Origin of the sequence: Pseudomonas sp. NPDC086112 (assembly GCF_044746425.1) — a bacterium.
Taxonomy (GTDB): Bacteria; Pseudomonadota; Gammaproteobacteria; order Pseudomonadales; family Pseudomonadaceae; genus Aquipseudomonas.
In genome coordinates this window covers 18,315-42,131 of record NZ_JBIVCD010000025.1, presented here as the reverse complement: position 1 = coordinate 42,131, position 23,817 = coordinate 18,315, and the positions used below count along the sequence as shown (strand labels likewise).

The following is a 23,817-nucleotide window of genomic DNA, read 5'->3' as shown; positions in this document are numbered from 1 at the left end:
TACGGGTCTTCATTATTTGCCTGGCTCGTTCGTCTTATTGATTGAGAGCACCCATCACATTTTTCCTGATCAGGCTCTGAAAAGGAGTTTTTGCATGTACAACCCGCAACTGCCAACGGACGGTAGCCATGCGCCAAAGGCCAGCACCCTGGGCGTTTTCAATCAACCAGCCGAACGCCACGGCAACGAACGGATCAGGTTTCTGCTCAAGAGCTTTGGCCTGCGAACCAGTCTGATTCGCCTGAAAGTGATCGACGCCTTGCTGACGGCCGCCCAAAGCGACCGCAGCCTGGGTGTGCGTGGCGTGCACAGTCACTTGCTGGACCTGGACATTCCCCTGTCCTTTCTCAGTGTCCGTGAAGTGTTGAAACGCTTATGCGGTGAAGGCGTGATCACCCTCAATCCGGACAAAAGCTACAGCCTGCATCCACAGGCTGCCGCCGTCCTGTTCAGCGAGTAGTCCGGCCATGGGGCGTCGCTCAAGGCTTGACCTTGCGACGCATCACGCCATTGATCACCACCACGAGCACCGCCACGCCAATGGCGATGTACTGGAACAGCTGCTCTGTGATGATCCCTGCATTTTGCAGCCAGGAAAGGCCGAACATGATCCCCAGTACCACCAGGGAGATCAGAATCGAGTATTTCAAACGTTGCGACTGGGTCATTGCGGGTTCCTGAACCAAAAAATGTATCCGACTTGTATTCGATTGCATGCCAAGCCACTACCGATCTGCGGGAATGAGGGGCTGCAAGCGAGGTCGTATGTTACAGCCGATGACGAAATTTGACTTCATTGCGGCGATATCCATGAGGATTTTGAAATGTTTCGTCGAATCACACAGCCGATTCCCTTGCTTGCTCTCCTGACCCTGAGTGGCTGCATCGTTTCCCCCCACGGCGGCTGGCATGGCGATCGTCATTATGACCATGGCGCGCCGAGTTATGATCAGCCTCGATAACATTGGCTGGCCGGTTATATAACCGACTTATTCGCCGACACCAAAAACTTATCTATCAAACCTCCGTATAAATGTCTGCTTTATAGCGGGCTTTTTTCGTGCAGGGGATTTATTACGACCCCCCAGTCTCTTTCCCCTGAAAACCCCAGTCAGACACACAACGAAAAATACTGAAGCTTTTGGCCTCAAATAAGCACATGAAAATCCTCATGGGCCATGGTTATTCTTGTTCTGCCGTCTTATCAGACTTCCGGCATAAACAGGAACATCATGCACAAACCCTTAATAGATATAAGTTCGTCTAGACTTCTTGGCTTTTGCCTTGCAATCACTCTTTTTGAACTTCTGACTTATATGGCCAGCGATATGATCATGCCGGCCATGTTGACCGTAACCCATCAATTGAATGCCAGTGCGAGTCATGTTCCCTATGCCTTCAATCTTTATTTGGCAGGGGGCATTCTTTTGCAGTGGTTTATCGGTCCACTGTCCGATCATTTCGGTCGTCGCAGAATGCTGCTCATCGGTTGTGCGGTATTCGCTCTAGCCTGTGCTGCGGCGTTTTACGTGCAGAGCATCTTTGTCTTCAATGGTTTGCGCCTGATTCAGGGCATGGGATTGGGATTTGTCATCGCGGTCAGTTATCCAGCCCTGCAAGAAGTCTTCTGTGAAGCCGACGCTGTAAAGATCATGGCATTGCTGGGCAACGTGGCGCTGCTCTCCCCGCTGCTGGGCCCCTTGCTCGGCAGCCTGATGCTGGAATGGCTCTCCTGGCGGGAGCTGTTTTTACTGTTAGGGGTTGGCGGCGCGATGGTCTGGTTGGGGCTTTATTGGTACATGCCGGAAACGGTGGGCACCTTGCGTCAGGACGGTCAGCGACTGGCTGCCGTACCCTTTGAATGGGGCGGCACGGTGCGCCGCTACGCCGCTTTGCTCACCAACACGCAATTCCTGCGCGCCACCGTCGCCTTGGGACTGATGAGCCTGCCGTTGATTGCCTGGATCGGGCTGGCACCTCTCTTGCTGATCCAGAACCAGGGACTTTCCACCCTGCAGTACGGCCTGTGGCAGATCCCGGTATTTGCGGCTGTCATTCTCGGCAATCTGATACTCAACCGATTGATTGCCAACACTGAACTGCCCCAACTGATTCGATACGGGCTCTGGCCGTTTTGCGGTGGGCTCATCGCATTGGCCGCCATTACTTTCACCGGTGCCTCGACGCTCCTGTTGGTCAGTTGCCTGTCGCTTTACGCCATCGGTCTTGGCATGAGCAACGCCGCGCTGTACCGGCTCGCGCTGTTTTCCAGCGATGACAGTAAAGGGCTGGTCTCAGCCGCGATCGGCATGATCTCCATCGCTGTCATGGGTGGTGGTGGCTCGATTATCGCGGCCCTGGGTGCCGGTGACAGCCTTGAGGCCTTCGCTCTGATGGCCTGTCTCATGGGGCTATTGTGCCTGGCGCCCTTGAGTCTGTTTCTGCGTCGTTCTCACATCCCGCTTGCGATCTGACACCAACCAGTAGGTCTTTTGATGATCCATCTACCCCATACCGATGCGCTTTGTGCGTTAACGCAACCCTATTGCCTGGATTCCGTGCCGGACGGTCTGTTCGACCGGGCCATGAGCGAAATCAGCCTGTTTCATTGTCATCACACACCCGGATACGAACGCTGGTTGAATGCTAATGATCTTGACGCCAACGCCCTGGAGACGCTGGATGACTGGTCAAGGTTGCCGCCGATTTTCGCCAATTACTTCAAACGTCATTTGGTGTTCGGTCCCACAGGCGAAGGCGCGCTGGAGCTGACATCATCCGGCACCAGCGGCCAAAAGAGTCGCATGCGCTACGACCATCGCAGCATGGCCGCGGCACAAGGCATGGTGAACCACATTTTCCGGCATTACGGCTGGGATACACCGGACAGCCCCTGCAACTATCTGCTCCTGAGCTATGAGCCTGAGGCAGCCATCACCCTGGGCACTGCCTATACCGATCAGTTTCTTTGTAGCTACGCCCCCGTCAACCGTGTCGCTTACGGCTTGCGCCTCTCCGGCAAAGGTCATGAGTTCGATCTTTTTGGTGTGATTCGAGCCTTGCAAGAATTTGCCGAGGAAGGATTGCCCGTTCGCATTCTCGGTTTTCCGGCGTTCCTTTCCCATGCCCTTCAATGCATGGAAGACACCTGCGTGGCTGATTTGCAATTGCCTGCCCAATCATTGGTGTTTCTGGGGGGAGGCTGGAAAACCCAGGCGGCACAGGAGATTCCCCTGCATCAGTTGTATGCCCGGATCAATCGGCAATTGGGTATCGAACTGCCCCGCTGTCGGGACGGCTATGGCGCCGTAGAGCATGCAGTGCCTTATATCCAGTGTGCCCACCATCATTTTCATGTACCGATCTATTCGAAGGTTTTCGTGCGTAACCCATCCGATTTCACTGTCCAGCCATACGGCAAGCGCGGCTTGCTCGAATTCGTCTCGCCGTACATTTCGTCGAGCCCTGCCCATGCCGTGGTCATGGGCGATCTGGCAACATTACATCCTGGCGCCAGCTGCGGATGCGGTCTGCCAACCGATTGGTTCGAGCTCCATGGCCGTGCCGGCACCTCCGCCAGTCGCAGTTGTGCCATGGCCGCTTCCGAACTGATCGGAGGCGCTTGATATGTACCTGATCAATGGCCAGTTGCGTGATGACCTCACCCCGGAAAGTGCCCTCGAACTCCTTAAGAAACCATTGCCCCGGCTGCTTTCTTCCCCGATCGATAGTGAGACCGTTATCGAGTCTGCTGTGCGCTTTGCCACGAAGTTGCAATCTCGTAGCCAGGATCTGTCCCTTGACGAAGAGCAGTATCAGGGGCTGATCGATTTCTGCCAGCGCAGCAATCTGAGCACAAAACTTGAGCGAGAGCTGGGCCTGCAACCGCGTTCGCTGCGACGTATCGACTATCGACAGCCATGTTTCGAAAGCTGGCATCCATTAGGCTTGGTGGTGCATATCACCCCAGGCAATGCGCCGTTACTGGCGTTCTGCGCAATACTCGAAAGCCTGCTGGCCGGCAATATCAACTGGTTGCGCCCCAGTGCCAGCGATCAGGGGTTGACCGCACAGTTGCTGGCCGCCCTTGTGCAATGCGACAGCAGCGGCAGGCTGGCCGAATTCGTAGCAGTTCTGCCGGTTGACACCTCACGGATAGCTCAACTTTGCGCCACGGCAGACGGAGTATCGGCCTGGGGTGGTGTCGCAGCGCTCAAGGCGATTCGTCAGCAGATTCCTGCGGGATGCCGCTGGATCGATTGGGGGCACAAGATCAGCTTCGCTTATCTGTCACCTGAAGCGGCAGAGCCCACCGCGCTCGATGCCTTGGCAGATGAAGTCTGTCGACTGGATCAACAAGCGTGCTCCAGCCCTCAATGGGTGTTGGTGGACAGCAACGATCCGGCGGTCCTGCACCACCTCGGAGAGCGTCTGGCCGAAGCCTTCAAACGTCGCGCCCAACAGTGGCCGGCGCTAATGCCGACAGATCAGGAAGCTTCGGAAATCACCACACGCACTGCCATGGCGCAGCTTGATCAGTGCTTTACCCATCAGACCGGCCAGGTGTGGACCGGCTCCGGGTGGCGTGTCATCTGGGAGCATCATCAGACGCTCGCGCCGTCGCCGCTGTTTCGTACAGTGCTACTCAAGCCAGTCCCACAGCACTTGCTTGCCGAATCATTGTTGCCCTGGCGAAACGTCCTGCAAAGCTGCGCGTTGATAGCCTCCCCGGCAGGGACACCCGAGCTTGTTCGTACACTGGTCAACGCCGGCGTCACTCGCATTGCTCCTTGCGAGACGATTCATGATGGCTACGCTGGCGAGCCTCACGATGGTGTTTATGCGCTGTCGCGTCTGAGTCGCCGCCTCTCCGTGAGCCTGGCCGCTGATGTCTCGATTGGCCGCTCAACGCTCGACCCGGTGCCGCCTGCCCCTGACACAGCCCGTGGCCCGATCATGGACAAAGACACCTTCACGACCCAGCCGATCAGCCCCACGGCACAGCTGTATTTTCGCTCCGGCGGTAGCAGCGGCACTCCGGCCCTGGCAGGTTTCAGCTACCGAGACTTCCAACGACAAATGCGCGCCGCGGCTGATGGCATGTTCGCTGTCGGGCTCGATCCGTCACAGGACCGGGTGATGAACCTGTTCTATGGCGGGAACCTGTACGGTGGTTTTTTCAGCTTTTCGAGCATTCTTGAACAGATGGGCGTTGCACATTTGCCTATGGGGGCTCCCCAGGACGACGACTTCAGCGAAATCGCCCGACTGATCGTGGAGCAACGAGTCACCGTGCTGATTGGCATGCCCAGTACGCTGCATCGCCTGTTTTTCAAGGAGCAGGCCCGACTTCGCGACTATGCCGGTATTGGCAAAGTGCTCCTTGGCGGCGAGCATCCGGGCGAGGCCAGTCGACGCCTGATGGAAAGTTGTGGAGTGTCGACGATTCGTTCTGCGCTCTATGGATCCGTCGATGCAGGCCCACTGGGTCATGCCTGCCGGGCTACCGCAGACGGCGTGTTTCACTTGATGTGCGAAACCCAGTATCTGGAGATCGTTCAGTTCGAGCAGGATGTGCCGGTGCAAGCCAATGAGATCGGCCGTCTGCTATTTACCTCCCGCGCCCGGCAAGGTCAGCGCGTTCACCGATATGACATCGGCGACACCGGCCGCTGGCTCCCCGGAGCCTGCCCTTGCGGACTGGAAACGCCGCGATTCGAACTACTGCAGCGGCACGGCAAGCTGGTGCGGATTGGTACGGAGTTCATCTCGCCTTCGGCGCTGGAACACAGCGTAGGAGTCCCCATTCAAGTTGTTCTGGATTACACCGCCAGTGGCGTCGAACGAATGCAAGTTCGAACGGATGCCGATATCACTTGGGTACGAGAAAAATTGCTGAGCCATGAAGCATTGGCAAATGCCATAGCCGCTGCCCTGTTAGTTGTTGAAGTAATCGCATGTGCTGAACATGAATTCATACGAAACAAGCACAGCGGAAAAGTCCCACTGATTGTCGATCGAAGAATATAAAAACAGAACGTTTCAACGACCGTGTTTTTCAAACCAAAACGCCTGATTAGAAAAGAGAATCCAGTGAAATCAATTCATTCGCTCGAACAACTCGTGTCTTTTGTACGACAACACTCAAACTACTACAGCGCGCATCTGAAACATTTACCCACCACAGGTATTACGTTAAAAGATTTACCGTTAACCAATGTGACCAACTATTGGACCGGCAGCAATGATTTGAATCATTGGTCGGTCTTGACGGGAAACGTTGATGACGCGTTGGTGTTTAAAACCGGAGGTTCGACCAGCCAGGGGAAACTTGCGGTTTACTCCTACGAGGAATGGCAAACACTGGTCAGTACCTTCGGAAACAGTCTCTCTTCTCAATTGAACAATGGCGATCGCGTCGCCAATCTGTTCTTTTCAGGGGATCTCTACGCCAGTTTTCTGTTTGTCCACGATTCCCTGGCCCATGTCGGACGATCCATCTGTGAGTTTCCGTTTACCGGCGACATCGAACCGGACGTACTGGCGGATGCGATCGCACGACATCGAATCAATGTTCTGGCCGGGGTGCCCGCACAGTTGCTTCGATTCGCGGCCTACCTGACGCAGCATCAGCGTGTGCTCTGCGGGGTCGAGACACTGCTGTATGGCGGCGAAAGCCTGTTTGCCCCGCAGTTGGCAATCCTCGGCGAAGTATTCCCCAACGCCCGTATTGCCTCTATCGGTTACGCCAGCGTAGACGCCGGGCTCATAGGGGCCAGCACTCGCGACTGTGCATTGGGCGAGCATCGGGTATTCGAACAGCAAACCTTGCTGCAAATCATCGATGAACACACCGGTGAAGTGATTGAAGAATGCGATCGTATCGGAATGCTAGTGCAGACCAATCTGACACGCCGGCTCATGCCGCTGCTGCGTTACCCGGTGGGCGACCGTGCATGTTGGCGTGAACCGACCGCCACCCCGAGGCGTAAATTCGCCCTAAAGGGGCGTAGCGCCCACAGTCAGCGGGTACGAGTCGGCGTGCTGTCGCTGTTTACCGAAGAAATACACGAGATCATTCAGCGCGTAGCGCACAGCGAGCAATGGCAATTGCTGATCGAACAGACCGGCTCCAAGGATCTGTTGAGCGTGAAGTGGGTGCCCGAACCTCAGTCACAAACCGTCGAGCCGGTACTCCGCGCATTGCGTGAAGCTTTGCTTGCCCACTACCCTGCCATCGACGACCTGAGCCGCGAGGGTCTGCTGGAGTTTCGAGTGCTCTGCTGCGCAGCCACAGACCTGCAGCTTCACCCTCGCTCGGGCAAACAATTGCGAGTGCGGGATTTGCGAGTGTATGACGTTTGCTCGCAGGAGCCCGCGCAATGACCCGGTTGATACTTCGCCCCTACCGTCCTTCCGACGCAGATGCCGTGAGCCGGTTGTTTCGAGAGGTCTACGGCGATCTTTACGCTCAGCCGGATGTTTACCTGCCGAACATGATCAGTCAGCACAACGCCGAAGGCCGCTGGCAATCGATACTGGCCATGGATGGCGCGCGGGTGCTCGGGCATGCCGCGCTGTGCCGCGACTCGCCTTCGAATACCGCGGAACTGGCGCTCACCGTGGTACATCCCGTCGCCCAGGGACAGCATATCGCGACGCGCCTGGGCCGAGAGTTATTGATGTTGTCGGGTTCTCTGGGGATCCGGAGCGTATCGATCAAGCAAGTGACCCACCATCCCTACACTCAACGCATGGCAGAGAATATCGGCTTTCACAGCACTGGACTGCTTCCCGATTACGTCCCTTCGCCATTCGGTGAATCGCTCCCGGAAACCATCGTGATGGGCAGTCACATGATCGAAGGACACACGCGCCCGCTCCCCGACATCCCCTGGCCTGAAAGCTGCCGAGCATTCATGCAGCACCTGTGCTCGGTGTTCGGAACCTGCCAGGACAAGGCGTCACGACCCGCGATGCCGTTGCAAATAAAACAACATCAGCACCGGTATGACATTGTCATCCAGCACTTGAACAAAGACTTGCTCGAGCAGCTCTGGCAACTACCCAGGCACTGGCTGATCTCGGCACGAGTCGGACTATCCCGGCACTTCGCCCGCAATCTGCGCAACTTATCGACTTTGGGCTTCGCCTTCACTGGCCTGATGCCTGCGCCGGGTGACAATGGTTGGTTCGCATTGTTTCATCGGGGCGTCCGTTCTCGATCCCTCAACCTGCACTGCGCGCGCATGCAACAGTTGCATGACGAACTACAGCAGAACACCAACGCCACGAATCCCATGATTGCGTCGATACACTCGCCTATGGATGCCCGCTCAGTCGCGTAAATGTTTTCTAGAAAAGTCATTACCTGGTTGCGCACAGAGCTCCACCAACCAATCGACAAATACCCGCACCCGCCGGGACAACTGGCGGTGAGGAGGATAGAGCGCCGTCAGCGGCATACCCGGTGGCGGCACGTCCCTCAGGACCTCGATCAAACGCCCCTCCTTCAGTTGGCGGGCAACGTGATAATACGGGGTCTGGACCAAGCCATATCCCGCCTCGCACGCCGCCAGATAACCATCGGAGCTGTTGACCGACACGTGCTTGGGCAGGTCGATCAGTTGCAGTTGGTCATCGACTACAAATTCCAGCCCGTAGCGTTTGCCGGTGCCATTGGAAAAGTATTCCACCATCTGATGCCCCTTCAGATCCTCCAGGCATAGCGGAGTCCCGCGAAGTTGCAGATAGTCGGGGCTGGCGCATGTGATCTGGTCCAGTATGCCCAGCGGCCGCGCCACCAGTGAGTCTTCCAGGGCCGAGCCCCCCCGCAACACGCAATCGACACCTTCGCGGATCAGATCCACTGGCCGGTCATTCAACCCGATTTCCAGTTCGATCAAGGGATACCGCGCAGTGAATTGCGGCAATGCCGGAATCACAATCAAACGTCCCACTCCCGCCGGCATATCCACTCGCAGCAGACCCTTGGGGTTTTGGCGAGCAGCGGAAAACACCGCTTCGGTCTCCTCCAGATCCGCCAGCAGCCGCACGCAACGCGGGTAATAGGCGGCGCCATCGAGCGTCAGGCTGATCTGCCGGGTGGTGCGTTGCAGCAGTTGCACGCCCAGATGAGCCTCAAGTTGCTTGATCAGAATGGTCACCGAAGCCCGGGGCAATTGCAGGCTGTCCGCCGCTTTGGCGAAGCCGCCCAGTTCGACGATTCGGGTGAATACGCGCATGGCGTTGAAACGGTCCATTGCTTTGGCTTACCGGCTGATTATTTAGAATTCACAAATAGTGATAGCAGTTTTAGCCGGTTTATCTTGTTTCTGTCGAGGTCAACAATGGGATTCAATTCACAGGGAGCTGATTTCATGCAAACACGTCAACTGGGCAAAAACGGTCCGCAGGTGAGCGCGATCGGTCTGGGCTGCATGGGCATGACCGATTTCTACACCACCGGCGTGGACACCCGCGAAGCCACGGCCACTTTGCACCGCGCGCTGGAACTGGGAATCAACCTGCTCGACACGGCAGACATGTACGGCCCACATACCAATGAAGAGCTGATCGGCAAGGCCATTATCGGCAAGCGTGAGCAGGTGTTTCTGGCCAGCAAGTTCGGCATTGTCCGTGACCCATCCAACCCCGGTGCACGGGGCGTCAACGGGCGACCGGAATACATTCGCAAATCCATCGACGGCACCCTCAAGCGCCTTGGCGTGGAAACCCTGGATTTGTATTACCAACACCGCATCGATCCGCAGGTGGCCATCGAGGAAACCGTCGGCGCCATGGCAGAACTGGTGAAGGCCGGCAAGGTGCGTTACCTGGGATTGAGTGAAGCCTCGGTCGCCACGCTGGAACGAGCGAACAAGGTTCATCCGATCAGCGCACTGCAAAGTGAATACTCGCTATGGAGCCGCGATCAGGAGGAAAACGGTTGCCTGGCTGCGTGCCAGCGCTTGGGCGTTGCTTTTGTACCTTACAGTCCATTGGGCCGAGGCTTTTTGACCGGTGCTCTGAGAAGCCCGGATGATTTCGCAGCCGACGACTACCGTCGCTTCAGTCCACGTTTTCAAGGGGAAAACTTCGCAAAAAACCTGTTGCTGGTGCAGCAAGTGCAGGCCCTGGCCGCCGACAAGGGGGTGACGGCGGGCCAACTGGCGTTGGCATGGGTCTTGGCCCAAGGGGATTACCTGATTCCGATTCCAGGCACCAAACAGCGTAAATACCTGGAAGAAAATATGGCCGCGCTGGACGTGAAACTGAGCCGCGAAGAATTGCAGGCCCTGGAAGGGATTTTCCCGGCCAATGCCACGGCCGGCCTGCGTTATCCGGAAGAAGTCATGAAGTTGCTTGACCGATAACAGGTGCCCGGCCCGTTCGATGGTTCGAGCGGGCCAACGCGGCCAAACATCACGCCTTGGCGTTAACGCCCTTGTCATTAGGAACCGTCGTACCGTTGCCCTTGCCGTAAGCTTGCAAGTTCTGCAGTACGTAGATCGCCGTCTTGTATTCAGGGATCAGGCCAACGGCGTACTTATCACCCTTAATACTGTTGTTCTGAATGGTGTCCAGTTGCGTGGCGAAATACTCCAGCGCATTGAACTTCGCATCCGGGTCTTTCTGTACGCCAAAACGATCAAACTTGTCACCGGCATTAAGCAAGGTCATCGAAGTAATATCGGAAATCAGGCCTTTGCCTCTCAAGAAGGCACTGAGATTGCCCAGTTGCTTGGCGGATACATTTTCCGGGTCGAAGCCCTTGATGTTCCTGTGCAGTTTCTGTTCATCCATTTTCGCCGTATTCAGCGCATTGGGATTGCTTCCCACCAATGCCAGCATCTGCTTGACCCTGGCGCTGTGGGTGACAGGCTTGCCGCTGCCGGTATCCTTGACCAGTAAACCTGCCTTGCTCGTCCATGCGCCTGTATAGCCGATTGTCATGACCGGGCTCCCGACTGCGTGACGGGATGCCGATCATCCAAAACACACAGACGTCCTTGTGAGGCGACCATAAAAGTTCCTTGTTTAAACCGAGATAGGTGCGGGCGAGTATCGATGTGTGCTCTAACGTCACCAACAAATATTTCCATTTTTTACAATTCTCATACATTTACGGTACATACCAGAAAGCGTCTTGTTTCATTGGTCTACATGATCTTTCGATATTGGCGAATATCACTAATCAAGCTCATGTACGCCTTGGTTAGTTATTTGTGCGTGCCGGGCAAACCAACTTGCTGGCGCTCAAGGTTCGTTGATCGGAACAGGTTGGCATGTCCCCCTGTGGCGAGGGGGTTTATCCAACGCTGTATTACTTCGAAACAATCCGCTGTCTCTTTGTTGGGTAAACGGGTCAAAATGCATCTTTTTGGCCACAACCCGAGACGAGATCCCCATGCGAACCCACCTGCGTCTGGCCGCCCTGAGCGCCCTTTTCATCTCTTCCCTGGCCCAGGCTGCCGAGCTGATTCCCATCGAAGTTCATCGCGATGCCAACTGCGGTTGCTGCAAAAAATGGGTCAGCCATCTGGAAGCCAACGGTTTTAAGGTCGCAGACCATGTTGAAGCCGACATGAGCCAATTCAAGCAACAACACGGTGTGCCACCTCGGCTCGCGTCGTGTCACACCGGCCTTATCAACGGCAAATTCGTCGAAGGCCACGTGCCGGCTGATCAAGTACTGGCCTTGAGCAAGCGTGACGATTTGTTGGGGGTTGCAGCCCCTGGCATGCCGATGGGCTCGCCCGGCATGGAAACGGACGGCATGAGCGATGCCTATCAAGTGATCGGTTTGAAAAAGGACGGCACTGACGTGGTAGTGGCGGACTACCCCGCCCATTGATGTTCGGTGCCTACATCGGGCTGTTTCTCGCGGCGTTCGGTGCCGCGACGCTGCTGCCACTGCAATCCGAAGCAGTGCTGGTGGGGTTGTTGCTCAGCAATCAGGATTGGCTCTGGTCGTTGTTGGCCGTCGCAACGCTGGGCAATGTGCTGGGCTCGCTGCTGAACTGGTGGCTGGGGCGCGGCATCGAGCGGTTTCGCGAGCGGCGCTGGTTTCCGGTCAGCCCTCGCCATCTCGAGCAAGCCCAAAAGCACTACCAGCGTTACGGGCATTGGTCGTTGTTACTCAGTTGGGTACCCATCATCGGCGATCCATTGACGCTGGTGGCTGGCGTCATGCGCGAACCGCTGGGGCGTTTCCTGGTGATCGTGACACTCGCCAAGGGCGCCCGCTATGGTGTGTTGGCCGTGGCTACGCTGGGGTGGATGGGTTGAATGATCATGGCCATGGCGGCGCGAAACCTGTGGGAGCGGGCTTGCTCGCGAAGAGGGAGTGTCAGTCGACATTAATGTTGTCTGACACACCGCCTTCGCGAGCAAGCCCGCTCCCACATGGATTTCGCTCGGCATTGCGGCCATGACCTATGTTTAATGTCACCCTAATCATGCCAGTCCAGCATCGGCGGATTTCCTGTGGAGCTTACCCATGTCGCCCATCCTCTCCCGCTGGTTACCCGGCCTGCTGCTGACAGCGGCACTGCCCGTTCTCGCTCACGCCCAGAACCAGAATCAGAACCAGGCCGAAACGCCGGAATACGGCCCGCAACTTCAGGGCTTCGATTACCCCTACACGGTCAAGCACTTCGACTTTGAGTCCCAAGGCAAATCCCTGCAGATGGGTTACATGGACGTTGCAGCCCAAGGCAAGGTCAATGGACGCAGCGTGGTGCTGATGCACGGCAAAAACTTCTGCGGCGCGACCTGGGATAGCTCGATCAAGGCGCTGAGCGAGGCCGGTTACCGGGTCATCGCGCCGGACCAGATCGGCTTTTGCACCTCCAGCAAACCGGACCACTATCAATACACTTTCCAGCAACTGGCAGCCAACACCCAGCAACTGCTCAAAACCCTGGGCATCCAGAAGGCCACCCTGCTCGGCCACTCCACCGGCGGCATGCTCGCCACCCGCTATGCGTTGCAATACCCCGATCAAGTCGAACAGTTGGCCCTGGTCAATCCAATCGGCCTGGAAGACTGGAAAGCCCTTGGCGTGCCCTATCTCACGGTTGATCAATGGTATGAGCGCGAGCTGAAAGTCACGGCACAAGGTATCCACGACTACCAACGCAACACCTATTACGATGGCCGCTGGAAGCCGGAGTTTGATCGTTGGGTGAACATGTACGCGGGCCTGGCCAAAGGGCCAGGCAAAACAGCGGTGGCCTGGAACTCGGCGCTGATTTACGACATGATCTTCACCCAACCGGTGTACTACGAGTTCAAGGACCTGAAAGTGCCGACCCTGCTGCTGATTGGCACCTCCGACACCACGGCCATCAACAAGAACATCGCACCGCCCGAGGTCAAGGCGAAAATCGGTCATTACGACGTACTCGGCAAGCAAGTGGCGAAATTGATTCCCCGGTCGACGCTGATCGAATTTCCCGGTATGGGCCACGCGCCACAGATGGAGGAACCGGCGAAATTCCATCAGGCGTTGCTCGGCTGGCTGAACCAAACCAATCCCGTTCGTTGATGAGGCAAAGCTGATGGCGGTGCAGATTGCGGTGATCGATGACTGGCAGGACGTGGCTCGCGATGTGGTGGACTGGTCGGTGCTGGACAGCATCGGCCAGGTGAGTTTTATCCATGACTACCCGGCCGACAACGAAACCCTGGCCGAACGCCTCGGCGCATTCGAGGTGATCTGCGTGATGCGCGAGCGCACCCGGTTCGACGAAGACCTGCTGCGCCGCTTGCCCGCACTCAAACTGCTGGTCACCGGCGGCATGCGCAATGCCGCCCTGGACCTGAAAGCCGCCGCCGCGCTGGGCATTCAGGTGTGCGGCACCGACAGCTACAAACATGCCGCCCCCGAACTGACCTGGGCGCTGATCATGGCCGCGACCCGCAACCTGGTGGCCGAAGCCAATGCCTTGCGCGCCGGTCAATGGCAACAGGGATTGGGCGGCGACCTGCAGGGCAAGACCTTGGCGATTCTCGGTCTGGGCAGCATTGGTCAACGGGTAGCCCGGTTCGGGCAGGTGTTCGGCATGCGGGTGATTGCCTGGAGCGAAAACCTGACCGCCGAACGGGCTGCCGAGGTCGACGTCACCTATGTCAGCAAGCAGGAACTGTTCGAGCAGGCCGATGTGCTGTCGGTCCATCTGGTGCTCAGCGAGCGCAGCCGAGGGCTGGTTGACGCTCAGGCACTGGACTGGATGAAACCCACGGCATGGTTGGTCAACACCGCCCGCGGGCCGATTGTCGATGAATCCGCATTGATCAAGGCCCTTCAGAAAAAACGCCTGGCGGGTGCTGCGCTGGATGTGTTCGAGCATGAGCCGTTGCCCCGTCATCATCCCTTCAGAACGCTGGACAATGTACTGGCCACGCCGCATGTCGGGTATGTCAGCCGGCAGAATTACCAACTGTTTTTTTCGCAAATGATCGAGGACATACAGGCTTGGGCGGCAGGGGAGCCGGTTCGGATTCTGAGCTAAGACCGCGTTATCGTTCTTCGCGAGCAAGCCCGCTCCCACATTTGAAATGCGTTCCCCTGTGGGAGCGGGCTTGCTCGCGAAGAGGCCCCCTAAACCCTACGCACCGCAATGGTGCAACCCACATCCCATCACGCCCGATTATCGTGACTTCCCGGTCCCGATTTGACCCACGCCAGAAAATAAACCTGCCCTTCGTCGGTGCGTCTCCCCGCAAAGCTCTATGCCTGTACCCTCTTTTGACCGATTGTCGAACAATTTCACCCGTTGGCCGCCCCCGCTCTAAGTTCTGGCCTAGACTCATTTTCGCGGGGTAAAACCGGTCGGTCATTCGGTGAAAATAATCGAAACTTTTGGTACTGGCCGCGAGTCAGGTTAAGAGTAGGGCCACAGCGACTGGTGCATTCCTTGCAACAGCCACTTCACCCATTCTGCTTCAGCGCATGGGCAGCACTTGCTCACCGATGCGTAGCGCGTTTGCGCCCGGCCACAGGATTTGGCCACGAACACCGTTTGTGCCAGGCCTAGAATTAGATCAACAACACGGGAGATTCATATGATCAGTGCGGCTTTAGATATCCAGGGAGAACGTGCTCATCAGCAGGTCGGGGAAACGAGCACCGTCGGTATCCTCAATGCCAAATCGGTCAACATGCCGACCCCCAAGACACTGGCACCGGTAGTCAGTCAGAATCCCAACAAGAAAAGAGTCCTGTTTGTCACCTCGGAGATTGCCGACCTGGTAAAGACCGGAGGTCTTGGCGACGTTTCCGCCGCACTGCCCCGGGCCATGGCGCATCTGCACGATGTGCGTGTGCTGATCCCCGGTTATCCGCAAGTGATGAATAGCGAAAACCCGATTCATATCATCGGTGAACTGGGCGGGCACGCAGCGTTGCCGCCCTGCAAGATCGGGCGCATGGACATGCCCGATGGCCTGGTCATTTACGTGTTGATCTGCCCTGAATTGTACGAGCGCGAAGGTTCACCTTACGGCGCCAACAACGGCCGCGACTGGCCGGACAACCACATTCGTTTCGCCCGACTGGGCCTCGCGGCAGCCGATATCGCCGCCAACCTCGCCCAAATTCACTGGTGCCCGGACCTGGTGCATGCCCACGACTGGCCCGCAGGCCTGGCGCCGGCCTATATGCACTGGCGTGGCCAACGCACCCCGACCCTTTTCACCATTCACAACCTGGCGTACCAAGGTGTCACCAGCCTCGGTTCGTGCCCGGAACTCGGTATCCCCATGCATGCCTTGCAACAGGAAGGCATGGAGTTTTACGGCAAGATGTCGTTCCTCAAGGCCGGCATGGCCTACTCAAGCCACATCACCACCGTCAGCGCGACCTATGCCCAGGAAATCACCACGCCAGCCTTTGGCTGCGGTCTCGACGGTTTTCTCGCCGCCAAGACCCAGCAAGGCTTGCTCAGCGGGATTCCCAATGGCATCGATGAAAGCTGGGATGCAGCGACCGATCCGCACCTGTTCCACCCGTTCGGCATCGGCGACTGGGACGGCAAAGCAGTCAACGCCGCGCACGTTCGTCGGCTGTTCGACCTCGAAGACTCCGAAGGTCCGTTGTTCGCCGTGGTCTCGCGGCTGGTCTACCAGAAAGGCCTGGACCTGACCGAAGCAGTGGCCGAATACATTGTCGATAACGGCGGGCAAATCGCGATCATCGGCCGTGGCGAACCGGAAGAAGAACAAGCCATGCGTGAACTGGCGTTGCGCTTCCCCGGGCAAGTCGGCGTGCACATCGGCTTCAATGAAACCGACGCCCGCCGGATGTTTGCCGGCAGTGATTTCCTGCTGATGCCTTCGCGTTACGAACCCTGCGGCCTGAGCCAGATGTACGCCCAGCGTTTCGGTTCATTGCCGGTGGCGCGCAATACCGGCGGCCTGGCCGACACCATTGAAAACGGCGTGACCGGTTTCCTCTTCGACGAATCCACGGTGGAAAGTTATCGCGAAGCCCTGAGCCGCGCGTTCAAGGTGTTCGCCTTCCCCGGCCTGCTCAACGCGATGCGGTGCCGAGCCATGGCGGCGCCGTTCAACTGGTGCAAGGCAGTCGAACCCTACGCCGAACTCTACGAAAAACTGGTGGCTAAAGCGCTGGGAAAATCGGGCAAACAGTAAGAGGCTTTCAACGATGCCGTTACGGACCCTTGAGACCTGGCCCCACGGCGCAATCATGCTGGACGCAGAACACACGCGTTTTGCCTTGTGGGCGCCAGATGCGTTTTTCGTCAGTCTCGAACTGGAAGATGGACAATCCCTGCCACTGCTGCCTCAGGCCGATGGCTGGTTTGTGATCAAGACCCGCTGCCCCGCGGGTACCCGCTACCGCTACAACATCGATGGCGAGCTTAGGGTGCCGGACCCGGCCTCCCGCGCCCAAGCGGGCGATATCGACAGCCACAGCGTGGTGGTCGATCCCCTCGCCTATCGGTGGCAACACAGCGCCTGGCAAGGTCGACCGTGGAATGAGGCGGTGATCTACGAACTGCACGTCGGTGCACTCGGCGGCTTCAGCGAGGTTGAGCAACACCTGGCGCACCTGGTTGAGCTGGGTATTACCGCCATCGAACTGATGCCGCTGGCGCAGTTCCCCGGCGAACGTAATTGGGGCTATGACGGGGTTTTGCTTTATGCGCCTCAAGCCTCCTACGGCTCGCCCGAACAACTCAAACACCTGATCGACACGGCCCACGGCCATGGCCTGGCAGTGATTCTCGACGTGGTCTACAACCACTTCGGCCCCGACGGCAATTACCTTCATCGCTACGCCAAAGGCTTTTTCCGCGAAGACAAACACACCCCGTGGGGTGCGGCGATCGACTTCCGGCGGCGCGAGGTGCGCGACTTCTTTATCGACAACGCGCTGATGTGGTTGCTGGAGTACCGCTTCGACGGCCTGCGCCTGGACGCGGTGCATGCCATCGAAGACCCGGACTTTCTTCAGGAGCTGGTGCAACGGGTGCGGCGGCAAACCGATCCGGCGCGACACGTGTGGCTCATGGCGGAAAACGAACACAACCAGGCCAGCCTGCTGGAACAAGGTTTCGACGCGCAATGGAACGACGACGGCCATAACGCCCTGCACGTTCTGCTCACGGGTGAAACCGATGCCTATTACGCCGACTATGCCCGGCAGCCCACCGAACAGCTCGCCCGTTGCCTGAGCCAGGGCTTCGTGTTTCAGGGCCACATCACCCGCCACGGTACGGCACGCGGTGAGCCGAGCGGTCACTTGCCGCCCACGGCCTTCGTGCTGTTCCTGCAGAACCACGACCAGATCGGCAATCGCGCCTTTGGCGAGCGTCTGCATCAGTTGGCCCATCCTGATGCCCTTTACGCCGCCACCGCGTTGCTGCTGTTGTCGCCGATGATCCCACTGATGTTCATGGGCGACGAATTCGCCGTCGAGCAACCGTTTCTATTCTTCACCAGCCACCATGGTGAATTGGCGGAGTTGGTGCGCGAAGGACGACGCAATGAGTTCGCAGCGTTCAGCGCCTTTGCCGATCCGCACAAACGCGAGCAGATTCCCGACCCGAACGCGACGCAGACCTTCGAAGCTTCACGGCCGAAACTGAGCGCCAGCCGCCAATCGCCGGTTTATGAGCTGTATCGCCAACTGTTGAAGATCCGCCATCAACACATCATCCCGCACCTGCCCGGCGCCCAGGCGCTGGGGGCGCAGGTACTGGCCGCGGGCGCGGTGACGGCGCGCTGGCGGTTGGGCGATGGCAGTCAGTTGCGCATTGACCTGAACCTCAGCGATGCACCCGTGGTCCACACCCCACAGGCCGACGCGACGTTGCTGTTCGAACACCCGCCACAATCGGCCGGTCTGTTGAATCAGGGCACACTTGCCCCGTATTGCGCGCTAGTCAGCCTCACGGCCGCAGCCCCTTTGCTACCCCCGGATGGAGAGCGCCCATGAGCAATGCGCAACTGGAAATACTGGCCAGCCGAGCAGGCCTGGCCGTCGACTGGACCGATGCCAATGGCCGTCCACAGAAAGTGACCCCGGCGGTGTTGCGCTCGGTGCTCAGCGGGCTTGGCCATCCCGCCAATACTGCCCAGGAGATCGACGCCAGCCTGCTGCAATTGCAGGAAGTGCAACAAACCCGGCACCTGCCACCGCTGTTGACCTGCGATGTGGGCGTCGGCCTGGACCTGGCCCATTACTTCGAACCGCAAACCCCATGTGAAATCCATCTCGAAGACGGCTCACGGATCAACTTGAAGCTCGATGACAACGCTGTGTTGCCCGGGCTGGTGCCGGTGGGTTATCAGCACGTCAGCATCGATGATCAATCCTTCACCCTGGCGGTGGCACCCCAGCGCTGCTACAGCGTCGGCGACGCGGTTGATAGTAAAAACCCCCGCGCCTGGGGCCTGAGCGTGCAGCTGTACTCGCTGCGCCGTCCCGGCGATGGCGGTTTCGGCGATACCCAGGCCCTCGAAGATCTGGCCCGGGTGGCCGGGGAACGGGGCGCCGAAGCGTTGGCGATCAGCCCGCTGCATGCGATGTTCAGCGGCGACACCCAGCGTTACAGCCCTTATTCGCCATCCAGCCGCCTGTTCCTCAATAGCCTGTACGCGGCGCCCGGTGCGATTCTCGGTGAGCGTGCCCTGCGCGCCGCGATCGACGCCACCGGCCTTGCCGCTGAGCTCAAGCACCTTGAAGCACTGCCGCTGATCGACTGGCCCACCGCCGCCGAAGCCAAGCACCGCTTGCTTGAAGCCTTGTACGAAGGCTTCACCCACGGCGAACACCCCTTGCACCCGGATTTCAGCAGCTTCCGCCATGCCGGTGGCGAAGCGCTGGAAAATCATTGCCGCTTCGAAGCCATCCAGGAAGTCCGTGCGCGGGACGGTGAAAGCCTCGACTGGCGCGAGTGGCCCGAACAATGGCGTGACCCGCGCAGCACCGCCCTGGCGCATTTTGCCGAAGAAAACTCGACCCGCATCGGCTACTACGCGTTCTGCCAATGGCTGATTGCGCGCAGCCTGGAACGCGCCCAAGCCGCCGCCCGCGGTGCCGGCATGGGCATTGGCCTGATCGCGGATCTGGCCGTTGGCGCCGACGGCGGCGGCAGCCAGGCCTGGAGTCGTCAGGACGAATTGCTCACCTCGCTGACCGTGGGTGCGCCACCGGACATCCTCAATCGTTCCGGCCAGGGCTGGGGCATTTCCGCGTTCTCCCCCGAAGGTCTGGTGCGCAATGGCTTTCGCGCGTTCATCGAAATGCTGAGGGCCAACTTCGCCCATGCCGGCGGCCTGCGTATCGATCACGTCATGGGGCTGCAACGACTGTGGGTGATCCCCAACGACGCACACCCCAGCGACGGTGCCTACCTCTATTACCCGGTGGACGACCTGCTGCGCTTGCTGACCCTCGAATCCCATCGACATCAGGCCATCGTCCTCGGCGAAGACCTCGGCACCGTGCCCGAGGGTCTGCGCGAGAAACTCATCGCACGCTCGATTCTCGGCATGCGCGTGCTGCTGTTCGAACAGGACAATACTCACTTCAAGCCGATTCTCGACTGGCCGGACAACGCCTTGGCAACCACCAGCACCCATGACCTGCCGACGCTCAATGGCTGGTGGCATGGCCGCGATATCGACTGGAGCGCGCGCTTGAATCTGGTCGACGCCCCGGGTGAAATCGAATGGCGCCAACACCGTGAGCGCGAGCGCGAAGGTTTGCGTCGGGTGCTGAGCGAGGACCCGCAGAATTTCCGCGAGGAGTCCCACGAAACCGATCAGGTGCTCGACGCCGCGATCCGCTTCCTCGGCCATACCCGCGCGCCGCTGGTATTGCTGCCAATGGAAGATGCCTTGGGGATCGAACAGCAGGCCAACCTGCCCGGCACCACCGACACCCATCCCAACTGGTCCCGCAGGCTACCCGGCGACAGCGAAGCCCTGCTCGATGATCCGGACGCCGCCCGGCGCCTGGAACTGCTCGCCTGTGCGCGACTTCAGGCGGCCGAGCGTGACCAATGAATCAACCGTTCAACCAACCGCTGCGGGCGACTCTGCGGCTGCAGTTTCATAAAGGTTTCACTCTGGATCAGGCGGTGCCGCTGGTGCCGTACTTCGCCAGCCTGGGCATCAGCCACGTCTATGCCTCGCCGCTGCTCGCCGCCCGCGCGGGGTCCATGCATGGCTACGACGTGGTGGACCCGACCACGGTCAACCCTGAGCTGGGTGGCGAAGCTGCGTTGCGCCGTTTGGTCAGTGCGTTGCGCGAACAGCACATGGGACTGATCCTCGACATCGTCTCCAATCACATGGCCGTCGGCGGTGGTGATAACCCTTGGTGGCTCGACTTGCTCGAATGGGGGCGACTGAGCCCTTACGGCGAGTTCTTCGACATTCAATGGCATTCGCCCGACCCGTTGATGGAGGGCCAATTGCTGCTGCCTTTTTTGGGCAGCGATTACGGCATCGCCTTGCAGGACGGCACCCTTCCCTTGCGTTTCGATGCCCGGCGCGGCGCTTTTTATGTCGAGCACTACGAACATCACTTCCCGATTTGCCCCACCAACTACGGCGAATTGCTCAAGGCCGATGATCAATTGAATGCCGGGCAGGTCGAGCAGCTCAAATCCCTGGCAGACCGCTTCAGTACCTTGAGTTACCAGACTGACGCGCACAGCTTGGCGATCCCACTGAAAACGGAACTGGCTGAACTGGCCAGCGATCCGGCCATTCTTCAGGCCATCCAGCACACGCTGGGCACCTACGACTCGCTCACCGCCGAGGGTTTCCAGCGCCTGCATAACCTGCTGGAGCGCCAGAGTTATCGCCTGGCCAGTTGGCGCACCGCGGCGGACGACATCAACTGGCGGCGCTTTTTCGACATCAATGAACTGGGCGGCCTGCGCGTCGAACGTCCGGCAGTGTTCGAGGCGACTCATGCAAAAATCTTCGAGCTGGTGGCCGAAGGTCTTGTCGACGGGCTGCGCATCGATCACATCGATGGCCTCGCCGACCCGCGTGGTTACTGTCGCAAATTGCGCCGCCGAGTCGATCGCCTGGCACCGGACCGGCACCTGCCGATCTACGTCGAAAAGATCCTTGGCGAGGGCGAAACCCTGCACCGCGACTGGTCCGTCGATGGCAGCACCGGTTACGAATTCATGAATCAGTTGTCGTTGCTGCAACACGACCCCGAAGGCGCCCAGACCTTGGGTGAACTCTGGAGCCGGCACAGCGAACGGCCCGCCGATTTCCGTCAGGAAGCGCAACTGGCGCGCCAGCAGATTCTCAACGGCTCCCTCGCCGGGGATTTCGAAAGTGTCGCCCACGCCCTGTTGCAAGTGGCCCGGGACGATCTGATGACCCGGGACCTGACCCTCGGCGCAATCCGTCGGGCCTTGCAGGAACTCATCGTACACTTCCCGGTGTATCGCACTTACATCAGCCCGCTGGGCCGAAACTGCGCCCAGGACGAGGTGTTTTTCCAGCAGGCCATGGACGGTGCAAGGCAAACCCTCGGCGAGGCCGACTGGCCGGTGCTCGATTGCCTGTCCGGCTGGCTCGGCGGTCAACCCTGGCGCAAACACCCGGTGGGCCGCCCACGCAAACTGCTCAAGCATGCCTGCGTGCGCTTCCAGCAACTGACCTCACCGGCGGCGGCCAAGGCAGTGGAAGACACCGCGCTTTATCGCTCGGCGGTGCTGCTGTCGCGCAACGACGTCGGCTACAACACCGAGCAATTCAGCGCTCCGGTGGCTGACTTCCATGCTGCCTGCATCAATCGCCTCGCCGAGTTCCCCGACAACCTGCTGGCCACCGCGACCCACGACCACAAACGCGGCGAAGACACCCGCGCGCGGCTGGCGGTGTTGAGCGAGCGCAGCGCCTGGTATGCCGACCAGGTCGAACACTGGCGAACCCTGGCCGACAAATTGCGCATTGAACCCGGCGCGCCTTCGGCGGGTGACGAGCTGATTCTTTATCAAGCGATCCTCGGCAGTTGGCCGCTGGAGCTGCACAGCAACGATCAAGTGGCGCTCGAGGACTACGCCAAACGCCTCTGGCAGTGGCAACAGAAAGCCCTGCGCGAAGCCAAGTTGCAAAGCAGCTGGAGTGCGCCAAACGAGGGGTATGAACAGGCGACCCATGGGTTTCTCGAACGCTTGCTGCTCAGCCCCGAAGGCCAGCCACTGCGCACGGCCATCGGTGCGGCGGCGCAGAGCATCGCCGCGCCGGGAGCATTGAATGGCTTGGCGCAAACCTTGCTGCGAATGACCGTGCCGGGGGTACCGGACCTCTATCAGGGCAACGAGTTCTGGGACTTCACGCTGGTCGATCCGGACAACCGCCGACCCGTGGATTACGTCAGTCGTCAGCAGGCCATGCACCTACGGTTGGACCTGCCCGATCTGTTGGCGAACTGGCGTGACGGGGGCATCAAGCAAACCCTGATCGCCCGGACGTTACATCAACGTGCCGAGCATGCCGGACTGTTTCAAAAAGGGACGTATCAAGCCCTGGAAGTCCTCGGTAGCCAGGCTCACCGGGTACTGGCGTTTGCTCGTGAATGGCAGGGAAAACGGGCTATCGTGATAGTACCGATACGCTGTGCCGAACTGCTGGAAAACAGTGCCGAACCACAGATTGATGCGCCGCTCTGGGGCGATACACGGGTCAAGTTGCCGTTCGCCATCCCTGAAGAAAATCTGAAGGGACTTTTTGCAAGCGTCATAGTCACAAAACACAGGGAACTGTTGGTCAGCACCGCGCTGGGGAATTTCCCGGTCAACCTCTTTATCCAAACTACCCAAGCTTGAGTTCAGTTCAGGAGCATTGCGATGAGTACCGACGATAAACACATCCGCGAATTTGCCTATCAAATCTGGGAATCCGAAGGAAAACCCACGGGCCAGGAAAAACGCCATTGGGAGATGGCCTGCAAACTGGCCGACGCTGAAGCCCAAGCCAAAGCGCTGGCGCCCGGCAAGTCATCGAAAGCTGCCAGTAAAAGCATCGGTGCCAAGTCCGCGGTGGGCAAGCCCGACGGCAAGCTCAATGCCAAAGGCGTCGAACCCAAAACCAAGGCCAAAGCCAAACCCTCTGCTTCGACAGTGACCCCGCTTGGCGAAAAAAACGTCGAGAAAAAGCCACGCGCTGCGCGCAAGCCGCCAACGACCTGACGCGTTTATCGCCTTGCCTCGCTTGATTTGTGGCGTGTCTCTCGCCACCGAGGGCGCGCTCGCCCTCGAAAAAAACCAGAGCCACGGTTCATCGCAGTCGAGTACCGTCACCCCA

The 23,817-nt window shown here is 58.8% G+C and carries 19 protein-coding genes; 16 read left to right on the top strand and 3 right to left on the bottom strand.

Features of this window, described 5'->3' with window-relative positions:
• Positions 1-94 precede the first annotated feature (94 nt).
• Positions 95-460: a fe2+ zn2+ uptake regulation protein gene (locus ACIPLA_RS17805; RefSeq protein WP_218394744.1), complete on the top strand. Its 366-nt coding sequence runs from the start codon at positions 95-97 to the stop codon at positions 458-460.
• A 19-nt stretch (positions 461-479) separates the two neighbouring features.
• On the opposite strand, the gene ACIPLA_RS17800 is transcribed toward ACIPLA_RS17805, so the two are convergent.
• Positions 480-668: a hypothetical protein gene (locus tag ACIPLA_RS17800; RefSeq protein ID WP_007901365.1), complete on the bottom strand. Its 189-nt coding sequence runs from the start codon at positions 666-668 to the stop codon at positions 480-482.
• Between the two features lie 564 nt (positions 669-1,232).
• Here ACIPLA_RS17800 and ACIPLA_RS17795 point away from each other — a divergent pair.
• From ACIPLA_RS17795 to ACIPLA_RS17775, 5 genes are all read left to right on the top strand, one after another.
• Entirely contained in the window at positions 1,233-2,474 is a 1,242-nt protein-coding gene (locus ACIPLA_RS17795; protein WP_401174736.1) for an MFS transporter, read from the top strand.
• Between the two features lie 21 nt (positions 2,475-2,495).
• Positions 2,496-3,626, top strand: a complete 1,131-nt coding sequence (locus tag ACIPLA_RS17790; RefSeq protein WP_401174658.1) for an acyl-protein synthase — start codon at positions 2,496-2,498, stop codon at positions 3,624-3,626.
• A 1-nt stretch (position 3,627) separates the two neighbouring features.
• A complete protein-coding gene (locus ACIPLA_RS17785) occupies positions 3,628-6,030 on the top strand; it encodes an aldehyde dehydrogenase family protein (protein WP_401174655.1) in 2,403 nt (800 codons plus the stop codon).
• A gap of 63 nt (positions 6,031-6,093) precedes the next feature.
• Positions 6,094-7,386, top strand: coding sequence for a phenylacetate--CoA ligase family protein (locus ACIPLA_RS17780; RefSeq protein WP_401174734.1), 1,293 nt, complete (start codon positions 6,094-6,096; stop codon positions 7,384-7,386).
• Positions 7,383-8,348 carry a GNAT family N-acetyltransferase gene (locus ACIPLA_RS17775; protein WP_401174652.1) on the top strand — a complete coding sequence of 322 codons (966 nt, stop codon included), beginning with the start codon at positions 7,383-7,385 and terminating at the stop codon, positions 8,346-8,348. Before ACIPLA_RS17780 ends, ACIPLA_RS17775 begins: the two co-directional genes overlap by 4 nt.
• Here the strand turns inward: ACIPLA_RS17775 and ACIPLA_RS17770 are convergent.
• On the bottom strand, positions 8,337-9,263 hold the full coding sequence (locus tag ACIPLA_RS17770; protein ID WP_401174649.1) for a LysR family transcriptional regulator: 927 nt from the start codon (positions 9,261-9,263) through the stop codon (positions 8,337-8,339). The two genes, ACIPLA_RS17775 and ACIPLA_RS17770, sit on opposite strands and share 12 nt — an antisense overlap.
• Positions 9,264-9,380: 117 nt before the next feature.
• Here ACIPLA_RS17770 and ACIPLA_RS17765 point away from each other — a divergent pair, with 117 nt between their 5' ends.
• On the top strand, positions 9,381-10,376 hold the full coding sequence (locus ACIPLA_RS17765; RefSeq protein ID WP_218394738.1) for an aldo/keto reductase: 996 nt from the start codon (positions 9,381-9,383) through the stop codon (positions 10,374-10,376).
• A 49-nt stretch (positions 10,377-10,425) separates the two neighbouring features.
• Here ACIPLA_RS17765 and ACIPLA_RS17760 read toward each other — a convergent pair whose 3' ends face one another.
• Positions 10,426-10,956 (bottom strand): hypothetical protein, encoded by a 531-nt coding sequence (locus tag ACIPLA_RS17760; RefSeq protein WP_008069187.1) that lies wholly within the window; start codon positions 10,954-10,956, stop codon positions 10,426-10,428.
• A gap of 454 nt (positions 10,957-11,410) precedes the next feature.
• On the opposite strand from ACIPLA_RS17760, the gene ACIPLA_RS17755 reads away from it, so the two are divergent.
• The 9 genes from ACIPLA_RS17755 to ACIPLA_RS17715 all read left to right on the top strand — a co-directional run bounded on the left by ACIPLA_RS17755 (position 11,411) and on the right by ACIPLA_RS17715 (position 23,702).
• The gene (locus ACIPLA_RS17755) at positions 11,411-11,857 is read left to right on the top strand and encodes a DUF411 domain-containing protein (protein ID WP_192342907.1); all 447 of its coding nucleotides are present in this window, start codon (positions 11,411-11,413) and stop codon (positions 11,855-11,857) included.
• Positions 11,857-12,291 carry a YqaA family protein gene (locus ACIPLA_RS17750; RefSeq protein WP_008069184.1) on the top strand — a complete coding sequence of 145 codons (435 nt, stop codon included), beginning with the start codon at positions 11,857-11,859 and terminating at the stop codon, positions 12,289-12,291. Before ACIPLA_RS17755 ends, ACIPLA_RS17750 begins: the two co-directional genes overlap by 1 nt.
• A 211-nt stretch (positions 12,292-12,502) precedes the next feature.
• The gene (locus tag ACIPLA_RS17745) at positions 12,503-13,552 is read left to right on the top strand and encodes an alpha/beta fold hydrolase (protein WP_218394737.1); all 1,050 of its coding nucleotides are present in this window, start codon (positions 12,503-12,505) and stop codon (positions 13,550-13,552) included.
• A 13-nt stretch (positions 13,553-13,565) separates the two neighbouring features.
• The gene (locus ACIPLA_RS17740; RefSeq protein WP_218394736.1) at positions 13,566-14,519 is read left to right on the top strand and encodes a D-2-hydroxyacid dehydrogenase family protein; all 954 of its coding nucleotides are present in this window, start codon (positions 13,566-13,568) and stop codon (positions 14,517-14,519) included.
• Between the two features lie 553 nt (positions 14,520-15,072).
• Positions 15,073-16,659 (top strand): glycogen synthase GlgA, encoded by a 1,587-nt coding sequence (gene glgA, locus ACIPLA_RS17735; RefSeq protein WP_401174642.1) that lies wholly within the window; start codon positions 15,073-15,075, stop codon positions 16,657-16,659.
• Positions 16,660-16,672: 13 nt separating this feature from the next.
• Positions 16,673-18,469, top strand: coding sequence for a malto-oligosyltrehalose trehalohydrolase (gene treZ, locus ACIPLA_RS17730; RefSeq protein WP_218394735.1), 1,797 nt, complete (start codon positions 16,673-16,675; stop codon positions 18,467-18,469).
• Positions 18,466-20,544 carry a 4-alpha-glucanotransferase gene (malQ, locus tag ACIPLA_RS17725; protein WP_401174637.1) on the top strand — a complete coding sequence of 693 codons (2,079 nt, stop codon included), beginning with the start codon at positions 18,466-18,468 and terminating at the stop codon, positions 20,542-20,544. Before treZ ends, malQ begins: the two co-directional genes overlap by 4 nt.
• Positions 20,541-23,339 carry a malto-oligosyltrehalose synthase gene (locus tag ACIPLA_RS17720; protein WP_401174634.1) on the top strand — a complete coding sequence of 933 codons (2,799 nt, stop codon included), beginning with the start codon at positions 20,541-20,543 and terminating at the stop codon, positions 23,337-23,339. The genes malQ and ACIPLA_RS17720 overlap by 4 nt, the downstream gene beginning before the upstream one ends.
• 21 nt (positions 23,340-23,360) lie before the next feature.
• The gene (locus ACIPLA_RS17715; RefSeq protein ID WP_401174631.1) at positions 23,361-23,702 is read left to right on the top strand and encodes a DUF2934 domain-containing protein; all 342 of its coding nucleotides are present in this window, start codon (positions 23,361-23,363) and stop codon (positions 23,700-23,702) included.
• Positions 23,703-23,817: the final 115 nt, after the last annotated feature.